Origin of the sequence: Bradyrhizobium sp. SZCCHNS2022 (assembly GCF_032377575.1) — a bacterium.
Lineage (GTDB): Bacteria > Pseudomonadota > Alphaproteobacteria > Rhizobiales > Xanthobacteraceae > Bradyrhizobium > Bradyrhizobium aeschynomenes.
Genome location: NZ_JAUHHZ010000001.1, coordinates 6,099,587 through 6,115,219, shown reverse-complemented (window position 1 = coordinate 6,115,219; position 15,633 = coordinate 6,099,587). Strand labels below are relative to the sequence as shown.

The following is a 15,633-nucleotide window of genomic DNA, read 5'->3' as shown; positions in this document are numbered from 1 at the left end:
GCTATCCGCGACGACGCGCCCCGGATGCGAGCCATGACCGAAACCAGACCCTATCGTCCCAATGTCGGCATCGCGCTGCTCAATGCCGACGGCCTCGTCTTCCTCGGGCGCCGCTTCCGCGACGACGGTCCGGAAATCGTGCTGCCCGGCCTGGAATGGCAGATGCCGCAGGGCGGCGTCGATCCGGGCGAAGACCTGCAGGCGGCCGCACGGCGCGAGTTGTGGGAGGAGACCGGCATTCGCGACGCCGACATTCTCGCCGAGACGGACTGGCTGACCTACGAATTTCCGCCGTTCGAGGATCCCAACCACCGGCTCGCCGGCTTCCGCGGCCAGCGCCAGAAATGGTTCGCGATGCGTTTCACCGGGCGCGAGGCCGACATTGATCCGGTGACGCCGCGCAACGGACAGCCCGCCGAGTTCGATGCCTGGCGCTGGGAGCGTCTGGCGCGCGTGCCGGAGTTGGTGGTGCCGTTCCGTCGCGAGGTTTACCGCGCGGTGGCCCAGGCGTTCGCGCATCTCGCCAAGGCGGACGATTGATCGGCCAATATCCATTGCCGCCCGCAATTGGTGCTTCGACGGCCGTGAACGGGGCTCTCTCCTCTCGTCATTCCGGGGCGCGCGTAGCGCGAGCCCGGAATCCATCACCTACAGAATGTTATGAGGCGCGAGACGGACGTGGCGCTTGTCGTCGAGACAACTTCCGCTCGTGGCTATGGATTCCGGGCTCATCGCTGCGCGATGCCCCGGAATGACGGCGGCGAGAGTCCGGCTAATTATCCTCGACCGTGAATGGGCCGATCGCGATGACGCGGCAGTCGCTGTCGCGCGTTGAGCAATCGGCCAGGGCGCCGCCGATCGCGGTCTCCTCGCGGTCGCCGTTCAGGCCGTAGCCGGGACGGCCGGCCGTCCCGACGGCGATCGCATTCCAGCCGGACGCCGCGCCGGCGAGGCGCCGCGGGACCTCGTCGCGGGCCTCTGCGGCGATCGCGGTGTGACTGGCCGCGTGGAAGAAGCCGGTCGCCTTCATGACCGTCGGCACCGGCACCACGAAGGCATCATCCAGGGCAACGATCAGGCACGCCGTGCCGGCCTGGGCACCACAGGCCTCGAGGTTGCGCCGGACCACGTCATCCACGAGGTCACCGCCGACGCTGTAGAAGAACTGGCCGCCCGGGCCGAGCGCGATCGCCTTGGTGCGCCGCGCGCCGCCGTAGTTCGCCTCCAGCCGGGCGCGTCCGGTGTCGCGCACCAGCGGCATCTCGGCCGCGCTGAACGCACGCTCCGTCGTGGGATCGTGCCGCACCCACGGCAACGGCGGCAAAGGCGGTTTGCTGTGCGGATAGACGACCGTGTCGCCGACCGCATAGAGCTCGCATTTACGCGGGCCGTTCGACGTCTCGGCGCGCTGGTGGCACTGATCGAGCGCCGCCGTCTTCGCGGCATCCTCGCTGGACTGTGCTGTGACGTAAGCGCTGACGCCGTTGATCGTGGTCGCGAACGCCTTGTAGCCCTGAGCCGGCGCGTAGTCGCGTGCGAGAGCGATGCGCGTGCGCTCGCTGACGAACGGCACGGCATCGGGAGCGAACTTCTCGGCCGCTACGACGGGGCCGGGCTGAGGAGATTGTTGCGGCTGGAGCGAAGGGGTGGCCTGCGCGCTGCTCGGCGAGGCCGACGGCTCCGGCGATGGCGACGCGGAAGTTGACGGTTGCCCGGATGACTTCGGCGTCGCCGACAGCCGCGACAGCGCCTCGGCCGCGGCCTTCGCCGCATCGCGCTGCACCGGATGAGGAGGGTCGCGATGATCGAGGTAGAGCGCCGTGCCGACACCGACGGCGACCATCAGCGCCACGATGGCGACGCCGGCCTGGAGCACGCGCCTGCCGACAGACTTGGGCGCGCTCTTCTCGTTCGGCGTTGCGTAGGTTCCGTCCTCACGGCGCATTGCCACGCGATAGGCGTGCACCGGCGTCGGGATGTTCTTGACCTCGCGCGCGCCCATGTCGGCGAACTGCACCGACAGCTTGTTGGCGACCTGCTCATGCACCGCGCGCGAGATGCAGATGCCGCCGACATCGGCGAGACCCTCGAGACGTGCAGCGATGTTGACGCCATCGCCGAGTAGATCGCCGTTGCGCTCGACGACGTCGCCGATGGTGATGCCGATGCGATAGCTCATCTGCCGGTTCGGCGGAAACGCCATGTTGCGCGTCCGCAGGCTCTCCTGGATGTCGATGGCGCAGCGGACGGCTTCGACCGCGCTCGGAAACTCCGCGAGCACGGCGTCACCGGCGGTGTTGAAGATGCGGCCGCCGGCACGTGCGATGAAGTCGTCGACGACCTCGCGATACGCCGCGAGGCGCCGCAAGGTCTCTTCCTCGTCCTCGGCGACGAGGCGCGAATAGCCGGCGATGTCGGCTGCGAAAATCGCCGCGATCTTGCGCTTCAGGACGATCTGCTCTGCCATGTCACCACGTCCGCTCGAACGGCCGGGAGCATGCAATCAGATCCGTGAGCACGCAACCCGCATCCCATGAAGTAGTCACTACGACGCGCGCAACGTTCGAGCCTGCCAACGAAAATGGCCGGGCAGAGCCCGGCCATGAACGTTCATTCAGAGACAGCTGTTCGATCAGTGCAGCGCCGTCGTGTTGAGTTGCTGCTGGATCGTCTTGAAGTGATCGAGCCGCTCGATCGCGCGATCGAGCTCGTTGCCCTGCTTCTCGTTCAGCTTGGCTTCCATGCCGGAGATCTCGGCGGCGAAGGCGGTGTGGTCCAGATCCTTCAGCGACGTCGCGACGTCGGCGAGGATCGTCAGACCCTTGTCCGAGATCTCGGCGAGACCGCCGAGCACGATGATCTTCTGCTGCGATCCGCCCGTTGTCACGGTCAGGATGCCCGGCCGCAGCGTGGCGACGAACGGCGCATGGCCTGCGAGCACGCCGAAATCACCCTCCTGGCCGGGGACGTCGACCTGGTCGACCTCGCCCGAGAAGGCGATCTTTTCCGGCGAGACGAGATCGAAATGGAAAGTTGCCATGAGAAAACCTGCGAGTAGCGAATGGCGAATGGCGAGTAGGGAAGAAGGGAGCAGCGAACGACTATTCGCTACTCCCTATTCGCTATTCGCCTCTTACGCCGCCTCAGCGGCCAGCTTCTTGCCCTTCTCGACCGCCTCGTCGATGTTGCCGACCATGTAGAAGGCGGCCTCCGGCAGGTGGTCGTACTTGCCTTCACACAGGCCGCGGAAGCCCTTGATGGTGTCGGCGAGGTCGACGAACTTGCCGGGCGAGCCGGTGAAGATTTCGGCGACGTGGAACGGCTGAGACAGGAAGCGCTCGATCTTGCGGGCGCGGGCCACCGTCAGCTTGTCCTCTTCCGAGAGCTCGTCCATGCCCAGGATGGCGATGATGTCCTGCAGCGACTTGTAGCGCTGGAGGATCTGCTGGACCATGCGCGCGGTGGTGTAGTGCTCCTCGCCGACGACCAGCGGCGACAGCATGCGCGAGGTCGAGTCGAGCGGGTCCACCGCCGGATAGATGCCCTTTTCCGAGATCGCGCGGTTGAGCACGGTGGTGGCGTCCAAGTGCGCGAACGACGTCGCCGGCGCCGGGTCGGTCAAGTCGTCGGCCGGCACGTAGATCGCCTGCACCGAGGTGATCGAGCCCTTGTTGGTGGTGGTGATGCGCTCCTGCAGCGCGCCCATGTCGGTGGCGAGGGTCGGCTGATAGCCCACCGCCGACGGAATGCGGCCGAGCAGCGCCGACACTTCCGAACCCGCCTGGGTGAAGCGGAAGATGTTGTCGACGAAGAACAGCACGTCCTGGCCCTGGTCGCGGAAGTGCTCGGCGACGGTCAGGCCGGTGAGGCCGACGCGGGCGCGGGCGCCGGGCGGCTCGTTCATCTGGCCGAACACCAGCGCGCACTTCGACTTCACGGCCGGATCCGGATTGTGCGGATCGGCATTGACCTTGGACTCGATGAACTCGTGATAGAGGTCGTTGCCCTCGCGGGTGCGCTCGCCGACGCCGGCGAACACCGAGTAACCACCATGCGCCTTGGCGACGTTGTTGATCAGCTCCTGAATCAGCACCGTCTTGCCGACGCCGGCGCCGCCGAACAGGCCGATCTTGCCGCCCTTGGCGTACGGCGCCAGGAGGTCGACGACCTTGATGCCGGTGACGAGAATTTCAGCCTCGGTCGACTGGTCGGTGTAGCTCGGCGCGTCCGCGTGGATCGGGCGCAGGCCTTCGGCCTTGACCGGGCCGGCTTCGTCGATCGGCTCGCCGATCACGTTCATGATGCGGCCGAGCGTGCCCTCGCCGACCGGCACCCGGATCGGCGAACCGGTGTCGGTCACCTCCTGGCCGCGCACCAGACCTTCGGTGGTGTCCATCGCGATCGTGCGCACGGTGGATTCGCCGAGATGCTGGGCGACCTCGAGCACCAGGCGGTTGCCGGCGTTCTTGGTTTCCAACGAATTGAGAATGGCCGGCAGGTGACCTTCGAACTGCACGTCGACGACGGCGCCGATGACCTGGGTGATGCGACCGATCTGGTTGGCTGCGGTAGCCATTGAGTGTCTCTCCTTACGATCCGTATACGAAACCACGGTCGGCTCGACCGGGATGTGTTCCTAAAGTTGCGCTTCAACGGGCGCTGCGCGATCCGGTTAGACCGCCTCGGCGCCCGAAATGATTTCGATCAGTTCCTTGGTGATCATCGCCTGACGCGTGCGGTTGTAGATCAGCGTCTGCTTGCGGATCATCTCGCCGGCGTTGCGCGTGGCGTTGTCCATCGCCGACATCTGCGCACCGTAGAACGAGGCGTTGTTCTCCAGCAAAGCGCGGAAGATCTGCACGGCGAGATTGCGCGGCAGCAGCGAAGCGAGGATCTCGTCCTCCTCCGGCTCGTATTCGTAAGGAGCGAGCGGCGCTGCATTGGCAGGGCGCGCCTCGACCACCAGGGGAATGATCTGCTGCGCCGTCGGGATCTGCGCGATCACCGAGCGGAAGCGCGAATAGAACAGCGTGCAGACGTCGAACTCGCCGGCCTCGAAGCGTGCGATCACCTTCTTGGCGATGTCGTCCGCATTGGCGAAGCCGATCTGGCGCACCGAGCGCAGGTCCATGTGCTCGACGATCTGCTTGTCGAACTGGCGGCGGAGCTGCTCGTAGCCCTTGCGGCCGACGCAGAAGAACTTCACTTCCTTGCCCTGGTTCATCAGGGCCAGCGCCCGCTCGCGCGCCAGGCGCACGATCGAGGAGTTGAACGCGCCGGACAGGCCGCGCTCACCGGTGCAGACCAGCAGCAGATGCACCTGATCGCGCCCGGTGCCCGCGAGCAGCGTCGGCCCACCGGCGGTGGCGATGGTGGCGCTCGCGATGTTGGAGATCACGGCGTCCATCTTCTCGGCATAGGGACGCGCCGCCTCGGCCGCCTGCTGCGCGCGGCGCAGCTTGGAGGCGGCGACCATCTGCATCGCCTTGGTGATCTTCTGCGTCGCCTTGGTCGAGGCGATGCGGACCCGCATGTCTTTCAGTGACGCCATTGTTCGTCTAGCTCACCCCGGCGGCCGATCCCTGGAGGATCCGACCGCTCAACCCTGAGATTGGTCATGCCCGGCCTGGCGCCGGGCATGAGATGTCACGTTGTCCCACCCCGAAGGCGTGGATGGCCGGCTGGAGCCGGCCACGCCTTCGCGATCAGGCGAAGGTCTTGGCGAAGCCTTCGACCACCGCCTTGAGCTTGGCGGCGCTGTCGTCGGACAGGTCCTTGCTGTCGCGGATGGCGTTCAGCAGGTCGGCGTTCTTGCCGCGCAGCAGCGACAGCAGGCCGTCCTCGAAAGCGCGCACCTTGCCGAGCGGCAACGCGTCGAGATAGCCGTTGGTACCGGCCCAGATCACGCAGACCTGCTCTTCCATCTTCAGCGGCGAGAACTGCGGCTGCTTCAGGAGCTCGGTCAGGCGCGAGCCGCGGTTCAAGAGGCGCTGGGTCGAGGCGTCCAAGTCCGAGCCGAACTGCGCGAACGCCGCCATCTCGCGGTACTGCGCCAGCTCGCCCTTGATCTTGCCGGCGACCTTCTTCATCGCCTTGGTCTGCGCCGAGGAGCCGACGCGCGACACCGACAGACCGACGTTCACCGCGGGACGGATGCCCTGGAAGAACAGGTCCGTCTCCAGGAAGATCTGGCCGTCGGTGATCGAGATGACGTTGGTCGGGATGTAGGCCGACACGTCGTTGGCCTGCGTCTCGATGACCGGCAGCGCGGTCAGCGAGCCCAGACCGTGATCCTTGCCGAGCTTCGCGGCGCGCTCGAGCAGGCGGGAGTGCAGATAGAACACGTCGCCCGGATAGGCTTCGCGGCCCGGCGGGCGTCGCAGCAGCAGCGACATCTGACGATAGGCGACGGCCTGCTTGGAGAGGTCGTCATAGATGATGACGGCGTGCATGCCGTTGTCGCGGAAGTACTCGCCCATGGTGCAACCCGTGAACGGGGCGAGATACTGCATGGGAGCCGGATCGGACGCGGTCGCGGCGACGACGATCGAGTATTCCAGCGCGCCCTGCTCTTCGAGCACCTTGACGAACTGGGCGACGGTCGAACGCTTCTGGCCGACGGCGACATAGACGCAGTACAGCTTCTGGCTCTCGGGAGCGCCAGCGACGTTCAGCGGCTTCTGGTTCAGGATGGTGTCGAGCGCGATCGCGGTCTTGCCGGTCTGACGGTCGCCGATGATCAGCTCGCGCTGGCCGCGGCCGACCGGGATCAGCGCGTCGATCGCCTTCAGGCCCGTGGCCATCGGCTCGTTGACCGACTTGCGCGGAATGATGCCCGGCGCCTTGACGTCCACGCGCTTGCGCTCGGTGAACTGGATCGGACCCTTGCCGTCGATCGGGTTGCCGAGCGCGTCGACGACGCGGCCGAGCAGGCCCTTGCCGACCGGAGCGTCGACGATGGCGCGGGTGCGCTTGACGGTCTGGCCTTCCTTGATCTCGCGGTCGGCGCCGAAGATGACGACGCCGACGTTGTCGGTCTCGAGGTTCAGCGCCATGCCGCGGGTGCCGTTCTCGAACTCGACCATTTCGCCGGCCTGGACGTTGTCGAGACCGTAGACGCGGGCGATACCGTCACCGACGGACAGCACCTGTCCGACTTCGGTGACTTCGGCTTCCTGCCCGAAATTCTTGATCTGGTCCTTGAGGATCGCGGAAATTTCCGCGGCGCGGATGTCCATCAGCCTGCCTCTTTCATCGCGTGCTTGATCGAGTTGAGTTTGGTGCGAAGCGAACTGTCGATCATCCGGCTGCCGAGCTTGACGACGAGCCCGCCGATGATCGCTGGATCCACTTTCACGTTGAGCGCAACGTCCTTGCCGGTCACCGTCTTCAGTGAGGCCTTGAGGGCGTCGAGATTCTTGTCCGAGAGCGGCTCGGCGACGACGACGTCGGCCGTGGCCTCACCCTTGTACTTGGCGACCAGCGCGTTGAAGGCACGGATCACGTCGGCCACCGCGAACAGGCGGCGGTTGGTGGTCAGCACCCGAAGGACGTTGGCGGCGACACCGGTGATGCCGGCCTTGTCGAGCACGGCATTGAGCGCCTTGAGCTGCACGTCCGCGCCGAACACCGGGCTGCGAACGAGGCGCTTGAGGTCGGCACTCTCATCCAGAAGGGCTTTGAACTTGTCGAGATCGGCCTTGACCGCATCGACGGACTTTTCGTCACGGGCCAGTTCAAACAGGGCCGTCGCGTAACGACCGGACACACCGGATACGGAGGGATCTTCAGCAGCCACAGACGTGCTCTTTTTATAAGTGCCCAACCCACAAGAGGGAAACCGGTGCGCCGCTGCAGCGCAAACCGATTAAGCCCTTGGAATTCAAGCAGGACTTTGATTTTCGATCGCCGCGGAAGCAGCTTGATCACGAAAAGCGGCGCTTTGCTAACATAGCGTACGCGCAGCCGCAACAAGCGGCGGCCCGCTATTCGGCACCTTGTTGCCGCGGCGCGATGCGATGGCGCCAGCAGTCAATTCGAGTCCGCCGTCGCGCGGCCTGCTGCGCCCGCCCCAGATACCGCTCCCCGTCAATCTTGTTCCAGCTGTTGCTGCATGGCCGCTATGCCCGTTTGGGCTTGCCTGGTGTTGGAGTAGGGTTGAACGCAACCAGCCCGCTTTAGCCAGGATTACTTGTCAAGAGGACATCAAGCTCAATGAGGACTTAACTCAACAGTAATCGAAAGTATTGAGTAGTTAATAGAATGTTAAACTGTCGGATTACGGAATTTTCCGTGATGAACGACATCAGCCTGAAGATATTGCGAGACGAGCGGAACAATTTCTACTGCCCCATTCGTGCCTCATTGCGCCAGCAAACGGCGGCCGCCTCAACACCTGACGGGGGTCCACTGGCTGCAGAACGCAGCAATACTGTTTCGAGGGACTGATCTAGATGCTGAAATTGAAGAACCTCTCGGCTGGCAAGATCGCCGGCTCGCGTACCGCGCTCGCCGTCGCCGTCACGCTGATCGTCGGCGGCTCCGCCACCGAAGCCTCGGCTCGGTCCAGGCATCACCACCATCATGCGCGCCACCATCATCACCACAGCGCGCGCCAGGCTGCTCAGCCCGCGGCAGACTCCTTTTCGACCGGCTGGTCCAACAACTCGTCCTGGATGAATTCCAACGCCTCGGTGGCGCCGACGTCCGGCACCGGCCGCACCTTCTCGGGCATGGCATCGTATTACGGCAACGAGTCCGGCAGCCGCACCGCCTCCGGCCAGCGCATGAACGCCAACGCCATGACCTGCGCCCACCGCTCGCTGCCGTTCGGCACCAAGCTGCGCGTCACCCATGGCGGCAACAGTGTCATCGTCACGGTCAATGATCGCGGCCCGTTCATCCGGGGCCGCGTGCTCGACCTCTCGACCGGCGCCGCCCGCGCCATCGGCCTGACCCGCTCGGGCGTCGGCCGCGTGACCGCCGAGGTCGTGTCGTAAGACGCGCTTCGGCCCCACCGTCATTCCGGGGCGCTCGCGTCAGCGAGCGCACCCGGAATCTCGAGGTTCCGGGTTCAGCTTCGCCTGCCCCGGAACAACGTCAGCTACAAAAAGCTCTGCGGGTCGACGTCGACCTCGAGCTTGAGATTGCCCTTGGGCTTCTCCGCATGCGCCAGCCAGTGGCGCAGATAATCCGACAGATCGAAATTGCGTGCCGACTTGAGCAGCAGCCGGAAGCGGTAGCGGCCCTTGATGACGGCCAGCGGCGCCTCGGCCGGGCCGAGCAGCAGCACGCCCTCCTCCCGCGGCGCTGACGCCACCAGCCGGCGGGCGAAGCCCTCCGCGGTCGGCCGGTCGCCGGCCGAAATGATCAAGCTCGCCAGCCGCCCGAACGGCGGATAGCCGGTGCGCTCGCGCGCCTCGATCTCGCTGCTGTAGAAGGCCTCGCGGTCGCAGGCGATCAGCGCCTTCATCACGGGATGCTCGGGCTGATGGGTCTGCAGATAGCCGCGACCGCGGCCCTGCTCGCGGCCGGCGCGGCCGATCACCTGATTCAGGAGCTGCCAGGTGCGCTCGGCGGCGCGCGGATCGCCATTGCCGAGGCCGAGATCGGCATCGACCACGCCGACGAGATTGAGGCGCGGAAAGTTGTGGCCCTTGGCGACCAGCTGGGTGCCGATGATGAGATCGACGCGGCCTTCCGCGATCTCGGTCAGCTCGGCGCGCATGGTCTCGATCGAGGTGATGAGATCGCTCGACAGCACCATGCTGCGCGCGTCCGGAAACAGCGCCGCCGCCTCCTCCTGCAGCCGCTCGACGCCGGGACCGACGGCGACCAGCGATTCCTCCGCCGCGCAATGCGGACAGGCCGGCGGCCTCGCCATCGAGAACCCGCAATGGTGACAGACCAGCCGCTGGCGGAAGCGGTGGTCGACCAGCCAGGCGTCGCAGATCGTGCAGGCGAAGCGGTGGCCGCAGGCACGGCACAAGGTCAGCGGCGCATAGCCGCGGCGGTTCAGGAACAGCAGCGCCTGCTCGCCGCGTTCGATCGCGGTGCGGATCTCGCCCGCCAGCCGCGGCGAGACATAGCGGCCGCGCGGCGGCGGCTCACGGCGGAGGTCGATCGCCTCGATATGCGGCATGTGCTGGCCGCCGAAGCGCGATGGCAGCGCCACGCGCTGGTAGCGGCCCTTGCGCGCATTGACCTCGGTCTCGACCGACGGCGTCGCGGAGGCCAAAACCACCGGGAATTTGGCGATGTGGCCGCGCACCACCGCCATGTCGCGGGCGTGGTAATGCGCGCCCTCATCCTGCTTGTAGGCCTGGTCGTGCTCCTCATCGACGACGACGAGGCCAAGATCGGCATAGGGCAGAAACAGCGCCGAGCGCGCGCCGACCACGACCGGCGCCTCGCCGGCCGCGATCGCCGCCCAATTGCGTTGGCGCGTGCGCGGCGTCAGCTCGGAATGCCATTCCAGCGGGCGGACGCCGAAGCGGCGCGAGAAGCGGTCGAGAAACTGGCCGGTGAGTGAAATCTCAGGCATCAGGATCAGCGACTGCCGGCCACGGCGCACCGTCTCGGCAATCGCCTCGAAATACACCTCGGTCTTGCCGGAGCCGGTGACGCCGTCGAGCAGCGCGACCTGGAAGCCGCCATCGGCAGCCAGCTCACGCATCGCCCTCACGCCGGCCAGCTGCGCGTCGAAGAACTCGGGCTGCGCGAACAACGGGTCCGGCGCCGGCGGCGGCAGCGCGCGCGGCATCGCCTCGACCGTCAGGGTGCCCTCGTCGACCAGGCCGTCGATCACGCTGCTGGACACGCCGATCTCTCGAACGAGGTCGGACTTGCCGTGCAGCAGCCCATCCGACACCGCCTCAATGACCCTCTTGCGCGCCGGCGTCAGCCGCTTCGGCGGCTCGCCGACCAGGCGGACGCCGAGACGGACCCGCTCCGGGCCAAGATGCTCGCCCATGCGCAGACACATCCGCAGCACCATGCCGCGCGGCGACAGCGTGTAATTGGCGACCCAGTCGACCAGCGACCGCAGCTCCGGCTTGAGCGGCGGCACGTCGAGCTTCTCGCTGACATCCTTGAGCCGGTTGTGCAGCCGCGGATCGGGATTGGCGTTCTCCGCCCACACCACCGCCAGCACCTCGCGTGGGCCCAGCGGCACGCCGACGACATCGCCCGGCTTCAGCGCCATGCCGCGCGGCACGCGATAGGAATAAGTGTGATCGAGCGCGACCGGAACCAGCACGTCGACCACGCCGGCCGCGCTGGCTGCACCTGGGAAGAGATCGGTCGGTCGGTCCATGCGGCGGAGATAGCCTTGCTCGGGCTGAAGCGAAAGCCGCCCGGCAAAGTTAGCGAACGGTAAAGGCGAGGGTGGGATATATGGGATGGTCACCAGATGAGGTCGAGCACTTTCGGCGCCGGCGGTGCACCCTCTCCCCTTGTGGGAGAGGGTGGCGCGAATGAGCGGAGCGAAATTCGCGCCGGGTGAGGGGTCTGTCTCCGCGGATAGAGACCCCTCACCCTGCTTCGATGCTTCCGCATCGAAGCCACCCTCTCCCACAAGGGGAGAGGGTACACCGCGCATGCCGCCGCCCGTTCGATCGACATCATCAGGGACGATGAGTCGGCAGGTGTGCGCGATCAATGGCAAAGACGGCAAAAGCGACTGACAACGCGCCCGAGCTCCCCGACCTCATCGGCGCCGACGACGGCGTCGTGCGCGCCATGATGCAATGGCTGGCGCATCTGCGCAGTGAGCGGCGGCTGTCGCCGAAGACGGTGGAGGCTTACGCCCGCGACCTCCGGCAATGCCTGCAATTCCTCTGCACCCATTGGGGCGAGCCGGTCACGCTGGCGCGCTTCGCCGCGCTGGAGGCCGCCGACGTCAGAGCCTTCCTGGCGATGCGCCGCGCCGACGACATCGCCGGGCGCTCGCTGATGCGGACCTTGGCCGGCCTGCGCTCGTTCGGCCGCTTCCTGGAGCGCGAGGGCCAGGGCAAGGTCGGCGCACTCTCCGGGGTGCGTGCGCCAAAAATCGCCAAGAGCCTGCCGAAGCCGCTGCCGATGGATGCCGCCAAGCGGCTCACTGACGCCGACGAGCGCGCCGGCGAAACGCGGGAGACCTGGGTGCTGGCGCGCGACGCCGCCGTGATGGCCCTGCTCTACGGCTCGGGCCTGCGCATCTCCGAGGCGCTCGGCCTGAAGCGACGCGAGGTGCCACGCCCCGGCGAAGGCGACGTGCTGATCGTGACCGGCAAGGGCAACAAGACCCGCATGGTGCCGGTGCTGCAGAACGTGCTGCAGCTGATCGACGACTACGCCCGGCTGTGCCCCTACCCGCTGCCCGCCGAAGGCCCGATGTTCCTCGGCGCCAAGGGCGGCCCCTTGAGCCCACGCATCATCCAGCTCGCGATGGAGCGGCTGCGCGGCGCGCTGGGCCTGCCCGACAGCGCGACGCCGCACGCGCTACGCCATTCCTTCGCGACTCACCTCTTGTCGCGCGGCGGCGACCTGCGGGCGATCCAGGAGCTGCTCGGCCACGCCTCGCTGTCGACGACGCAGGTCTATACCGGCATCGATTCTGAACGGCTGCTTCAGGTCTACGCGTCGGCGCATCCGCGGCGGTGACACGGTTTCGTCACATCGTTTCCCTTGCGCCGCCTCCGCCGTTCCGGCAATCGTTCCGTCGCTTGATCCGGAGGGGAACAGATGGGCGCACATGAGAGCATGGAGCATGCCGAGCATGCCGAGCACGCGTCGGGCTCGAACAAGAAGATCGCGCTGCTGATCTCGGTGATCGCGCTGTTCCTGGCGTTGTCCGAGACGCTCGGCAAGGGCGCGCAGACCGAATCGATCAGCAAGAACGTCGAGGCGTCCAATCTCTGGGCGTTCTTCCAGGCCAAGACGGTGCGCCGCACGGTGGTGCAGACCGCGGCCGAGCAGGGCAAGCTCAACCTGCCCGCTCTGCCCGACGAGGCCACGAAGGCCAGCTTGCAGAAGCAGATCGACGACTGGCAGAAGAACGCGGCGCGCTATCGCTCGGAGCCGGAGACCGGCGAAGGCAGCGAGCAGCTCGCCGCCCGCGCCAAGCATGCCGAGGAGGAGCGCGACCTCGCCACGGCGAAATATCACCACTACGAGCTGGCCTCGGCGGCCTTCCAGATCGGCATCGTGCTGGCGTCGGCGACGATCATCACCGGTATGTTGGTGCTTGCCTGGGCCTCGGGCGCGCTCGCGCTTGTCGGCATCGCCATGACGATGCTTGGGCTGTTCCAGCCGCATCTGCTGCATCTGCACTGAGGTCGGCAGGCAGTTGCTTTCCCAGAGCCGCTAGCACCGTCATTCCGGGGCAAGGCCGAAAGGCCTTGAACCCGGAATGACGATGTGGCGTGGCCTTCTTTTTCAACAATATCGAGATTCCGGGTTCAACCGCCAGCGCGCTGCGCGCACCGACGATTGCCCCGGAATGACCAAGGTGGTGAAGGCCGTCGAACCTCGTGACGGCGACCGACCTCAGCGCGCCTGCACACTGCGGCGGAAGCGGAGGATCTGGCGAACGACGCGGGACGACCAGCCGCTGGTGTTGCCGCGAAACAGATCGCTGATGACACCCCGGATGCGCTGCTTGATCGGATCGACCAGCTCGGCCGCCTTCCGGCGCAGCGTCAGCACGGATTCATAGAGCCAGGCGAACCAGCCCATCTGCAGCAGCTTGGCTCGCGTGACATCAAAGATGAACGCGGTGATGCCGACGCCGGCCATCTTGCCGAACACGATCGTCACCAGCGCCAGCTTCCACTGGTGGTGCATCAACAGCCACATGCCGAGCAGCTTGAGCGGAAACAGCAGCACCACCGGCACGAGGAAGACGACCAGGGTCAGCATCGGAGACAGCGTCTCGATGCGCGCGGCGAGCCAGTGCTTGAGGCTGCGCAGCGGAAGGGCGGCGACGATCCGCGCCACGATCGGCTCGAGATGGTCCCACAGCCACGCTTCGATCAGGAAGATGATCGCGAGCAGGACCCAGAACGGCTGAAGCAGGCGGCGCAGCATGGCACTCCATCTCGGCCCCGGCCTCAGCATCGAGGCCGCCATGACATTGCGACCTCGCGTCTTGCCAATTGGTTCAACGTGTCAGGCAGGCGTTTTGTCGCACCTGCCGATCACGCCCACCGGGCGCCGATCACATGTGGATGGCACGCTTGCCCACTGCAAGGGCGGCTTCCTTGACGGCCTCCGAACGGGTCGGATGCGCGTGGCAGGTGCGTGCCAGATCCTCGGCCGAGCCACCGAACTCCATCAATACGGCGGCTTCGTGGATCATCTCGCCGGCCTCGCGGCCGATGATGTGGGCGCCGAGCACGCGGTCGGTCTTCGCATCCGCGAGGATCTTCACGAAGCCGTCAGTGGTCTGGTTGACCTTGGAACGGCCGTTCGCGGTAAACGGAAACTTGCCGACGGTATAAGCAACTCCGGCCTGCTTCAACTCGTCCTCGGTCTTGCCGACGGAAGCGACTTCCGGCGTGGTGTAGACCACGCCCGGAATGACGTCGTAGTTCACGTGGCCGGCCTGGCCGGCGAGGATCTCGGCGCACGCGACGCCTTCATCCTCGGCCTTGTGCGCGAGCATCGGGCCGGCGACGACGTCGCCGATGGCATAGACGCCGGGCACGCTGGTCGCGAAATGATGATCGATCTGGACGCGGCCGCGATTGTCGAGCACGACGCCGGCTTCTTGCAAACCGAGGCCGTCGGTGTAGGGCACGCGGCCGATGGCGACGAGCACGACATCGGCCTCGATCTTCTCAGGCGCGCCGCCGGCTGCCGGCTCGATTGTCGCGGAGAGAGTCGCGCCGGAGGTGTCGACGCCGGTGACCTTGGCGCCGAGCTTGAACGCAAAACCCTGCTTCTCGAGGATGCGCTGGAACTGCTTGGCGATCTCGCCGTCCATGCCCGGAAGAATCCGGTCGAGGAATTCGACCACCGTGACCTTGGCGCCGAGGCGGCGCCACACCGAGCCGAGCTCGAGGCCGATGACGCCAGCGCCGACCACGAGCAGGCTCGACGGCACCTTGTCCAGCGCCAGCGCGCCGGTCGAGGAGACGATGCGCTTCTCGTCGATCTCGATGCCCTTGAGCCGCGCGATGTCCGAGCCGGTGGCGATGACGATGTTCTTGGTCTCGACGGTCTGCACCGCGCCGTCATTGGCGGTGACCTGAACCTTGCCGGTGTCGAGGATCTTGCCCTTGCCCTGGAGGACGTCGATCTTGTTCTTCTTCATCAGGAACTCGACGCCCTTGGTATTGCCGTCGATGCCCTGCTGCTTGAAGTTCATCATCGCCGGCAGATCGATTTCCGGGGCGGGGACCTTGATGCCCATCTTGGCGAAAGAATGCCCGGCCTCCTCGAACAGCTCCGAGGCGTGCAGCAGCGCCTTCGAGGGCATGCAGCCGACATTGAGACAGGTGCCGCCGAGGGTCGCGTTCTTCTCGACCACCGCCACCTTCATGCCGAGCTGCGCTGCGCGGATGGCGCAGACATAACCACCGGGGCCGGTGCCGATGACGACGAGATCGTAGTTAGCCATGATCGAATGTTCCGTAAGCTTGTAGTCAGAGA

General features: G+C 66.3%; 13 protein-coding genes. 4 read left to right on the top strand and 9 right to left on the bottom strand.

Going from position 1 to position 15,633, the window contains the following annotated elements; genetic code table 11:
* The first annotated feature begins 33 nt into the window (after nucleotides 1-33).
* Entirely contained in the window at nucleotides 34-540 is a 507-nt protein-coding gene (locus QXZ94_RS27380; RefSeq protein WP_315723630.1) for an RNA pyrophosphohydrolase, read from the top strand.
* Between the two features lie 232 nt (nucleotides 541-772).
* Here the strand turns inward: QXZ94_RS27380 and QXZ94_RS27375 are convergent, their stop codons facing one another.
* The 6 genes from QXZ94_RS27375 to QXZ94_RS27350 all read right to left on the bottom strand — a co-directional run bounded on the left by QXZ94_RS27375 (nucleotide 773) and on the right by QXZ94_RS27350 (nucleotide 7,798).
* Entirely contained in the window at nucleotides 773-2,467 is a 1,695-nt protein-coding gene (locus QXZ94_RS27375; RefSeq protein WP_315723628.1) for an adenylate/guanylate cyclase domain-containing protein, read from the bottom strand.
* A gap of 165 nt (nucleotides 2,468-2,632) precedes the next feature.
* A complete protein-coding gene (locus QXZ94_RS27370; RefSeq protein WP_315723627.1) occupies nucleotides 2,633-3,040 on the bottom strand; it encodes a F0F1 ATP synthase subunit epsilon in 408 nt (135 codons plus the stop codon).
* 93 nt (nucleotides 3,041-3,133) lie between these two features.
* On the bottom strand, nucleotides 3,134-4,576 hold the full coding sequence (gene atpD / locus QXZ94_RS27365) for a F0F1 ATP synthase subunit beta (RefSeq protein ID WP_315723625.1): 1,443 nt from the start codon (nucleotides 4,574-4,576) through the stop codon (nucleotides 3,134-3,136).
* Nucleotides 4,577-4,672: 96 nt separating this feature from the next.
* Nucleotides 4,673-5,551 (bottom strand): F0F1 ATP synthase subunit gamma, encoded by an 879-nt coding sequence (locus tag QXZ94_RS27360; protein WP_172112904.1) that lies wholly within the window; start codon nucleotides 5,549-5,551, stop codon nucleotides 4,673-4,675.
* A gap of 154 nt (nucleotides 5,552-5,705) precedes the next feature.
* Nucleotides 5,706-7,238, bottom strand: a complete 1,533-nt coding sequence (gene atpA, locus QXZ94_RS27355; RefSeq protein WP_172112905.1) for a F0F1 ATP synthase subunit alpha — start codon at nucleotides 7,236-7,238, stop codon at nucleotides 5,706-5,708.
* Entirely contained in the window at nucleotides 7,238-7,798 is a 561-nt protein-coding gene (locus QXZ94_RS27350; RefSeq protein ID WP_315723622.1) for a F0F1 ATP synthase subunit delta, read from the bottom strand. The genes atpA and QXZ94_RS27350 overlap by 1 nt, the downstream gene beginning before the upstream one ends.
* Nucleotides 7,799-8,453: 655 nt before the next feature.
* Between QXZ94_RS27350 and QXZ94_RS27345 the strand changes: the two genes are divergently transcribed.
* Nucleotides 8,454-8,999 (top strand): septal ring lytic transglycosylase RlpA family protein, encoded by a 546-nt coding sequence (locus QXZ94_RS27345; RefSeq protein WP_315723620.1) that lies wholly within the window; start codon nucleotides 8,454-8,456, stop codon nucleotides 8,997-8,999.
* A gap of 104 nt (nucleotides 9,000-9,103) precedes the next feature.
* On the opposite strand, the gene QXZ94_RS27340 is transcribed toward QXZ94_RS27345, so the two are convergent.
* Entirely contained in the window at nucleotides 9,104-11,314 is a 2,211-nt protein-coding gene (locus QXZ94_RS27340; protein WP_315723618.1) for a primosomal protein N', read from the bottom strand.
* A 344-nt stretch (nucleotides 11,315-11,658) separates the two neighbouring features.
* Here QXZ94_RS27340 and QXZ94_RS27335 point away from each other — a divergent pair, with 344 nt between their 5' ends.
* Both QXZ94_RS27335 and QXZ94_RS27330 read left to right on the top strand, forming a co-directional pair.
* Nucleotides 11,659-12,642 (top strand): tyrosine recombinase XerC, encoded by a 984-nt coding sequence (locus QXZ94_RS27335; protein ID WP_315723616.1) that lies wholly within the window; start codon nucleotides 11,659-11,661, stop codon nucleotides 12,640-12,642.
* An 81-nt stretch (nucleotides 12,643-12,723) separates the two neighbouring features.
* The gene (locus QXZ94_RS27330; protein WP_172184327.1) at nucleotides 12,724-13,314 is read left to right on the top strand and encodes a DUF4337 domain-containing protein; all 591 of its coding nucleotides are present in this window, start codon (nucleotides 12,724-12,726) and stop codon (nucleotides 13,312-13,314) included.
* A gap of 213 nt (nucleotides 13,315-13,527) precedes the next feature.
* On the opposite strand, the gene QXZ94_RS27325 is transcribed toward QXZ94_RS27330, so the two are convergent.
* The gene (locus tag QXZ94_RS27325; protein ID WP_315723613.1) at nucleotides 13,528-14,067 is read right to left on the bottom strand and encodes a hypothetical protein; all 540 of its coding nucleotides are present in this window, start codon (nucleotides 14,065-14,067) and stop codon (nucleotides 13,528-13,530) included.
* Between the two features lie 130 nt (nucleotides 14,068-14,197).
* A complete protein-coding gene (gene lpdA / locus QXZ94_RS27320; RefSeq protein WP_315723611.1) occupies nucleotides 14,198-15,601 on the bottom strand; it encodes a dihydrolipoyl dehydrogenase in 1,404 nt (467 codons plus the stop codon).
* Nucleotides 15,602-15,633: the final 32 nt, after the last annotated feature.

Coding starts and splice junctions, on each gene's coding strand:
- QXZ94_RS27330 (WP_172184327.1), top strand. CDS start 12,724: ATGGGCGCACATGAGAGCATGGAGCATGCCGAGCATGCCGAGCACGCG.
- QXZ94_RS27375 (WP_315723628.1), bottom strand. CDS start 2,467: ATGGCAGAGCAGATCGTCCTGAAGCGCAAGATCGCGGCGATTTTCGCA.
- QXZ94_RS27370 (WP_315723627.1), bottom strand. CDS start 3,040: ATGGCAACTTTCCATTTCGATCTCGTCTCGCCGGAAAAGATCGCCTTC.
- lpdA (WP_315723611.1), bottom strand. CDS start 15,601: ATGGCTAACTACGATCTCGTCGTCATCGGCACCGGCCCCGGTGGTTAT.
- QXZ94_RS27360 (WP_172112904.1), bottom strand. CDS start 5,551: ATGGCGTCACTGAAAGACATGCGGGTCCGCATCGCCTCGACCAAGGCG.
- atpD (WP_315723625.1), bottom strand. CDS start 4,576: ATGGCTACCGCAGCCAACCAGATCGGTCGCATCACCCAGGTCATCGGC.
- QXZ94_RS27335 (WP_315723616.1), top strand. CDS start 11,659: ATGGCAAAGACGGCAAAAGCGACTGACAACGCGCCCGAGCTCCCCGAC.
- QXZ94_RS27340 (WP_315723618.1), bottom strand. CDS start 11,314: ATGGACCGACCGACCGATCTCTTCCCAGGTGCAGCCAGCGCGGCCGGC.
- atpA (WP_172112905.1), bottom strand. CDS start 7,238: ATGGACATCCGCGCCGCGGAAATTTCCGCGATCCTCAAGGACCAGATC.
- QXZ94_RS27325 (WP_315723613.1), bottom strand. CDS start 14,067: ATGCTGCGCCGCCTGCTTCAGCCGTTCTGGGTCCTGCTCGCGATCATC.
- QXZ94_RS27345 (WP_315723620.1), top strand. CDS start 8,454: ATGCTGAAATTGAAGAACCTCTCGGCTGGCAAGATCGCCGGCTCGCGT.
- QXZ94_RS27380 (WP_315723630.1), top strand. CDS start 34: ATGACCGAAACCAGACCCTATCGTCCCAATGTCGGCATCGCGCTGCTC.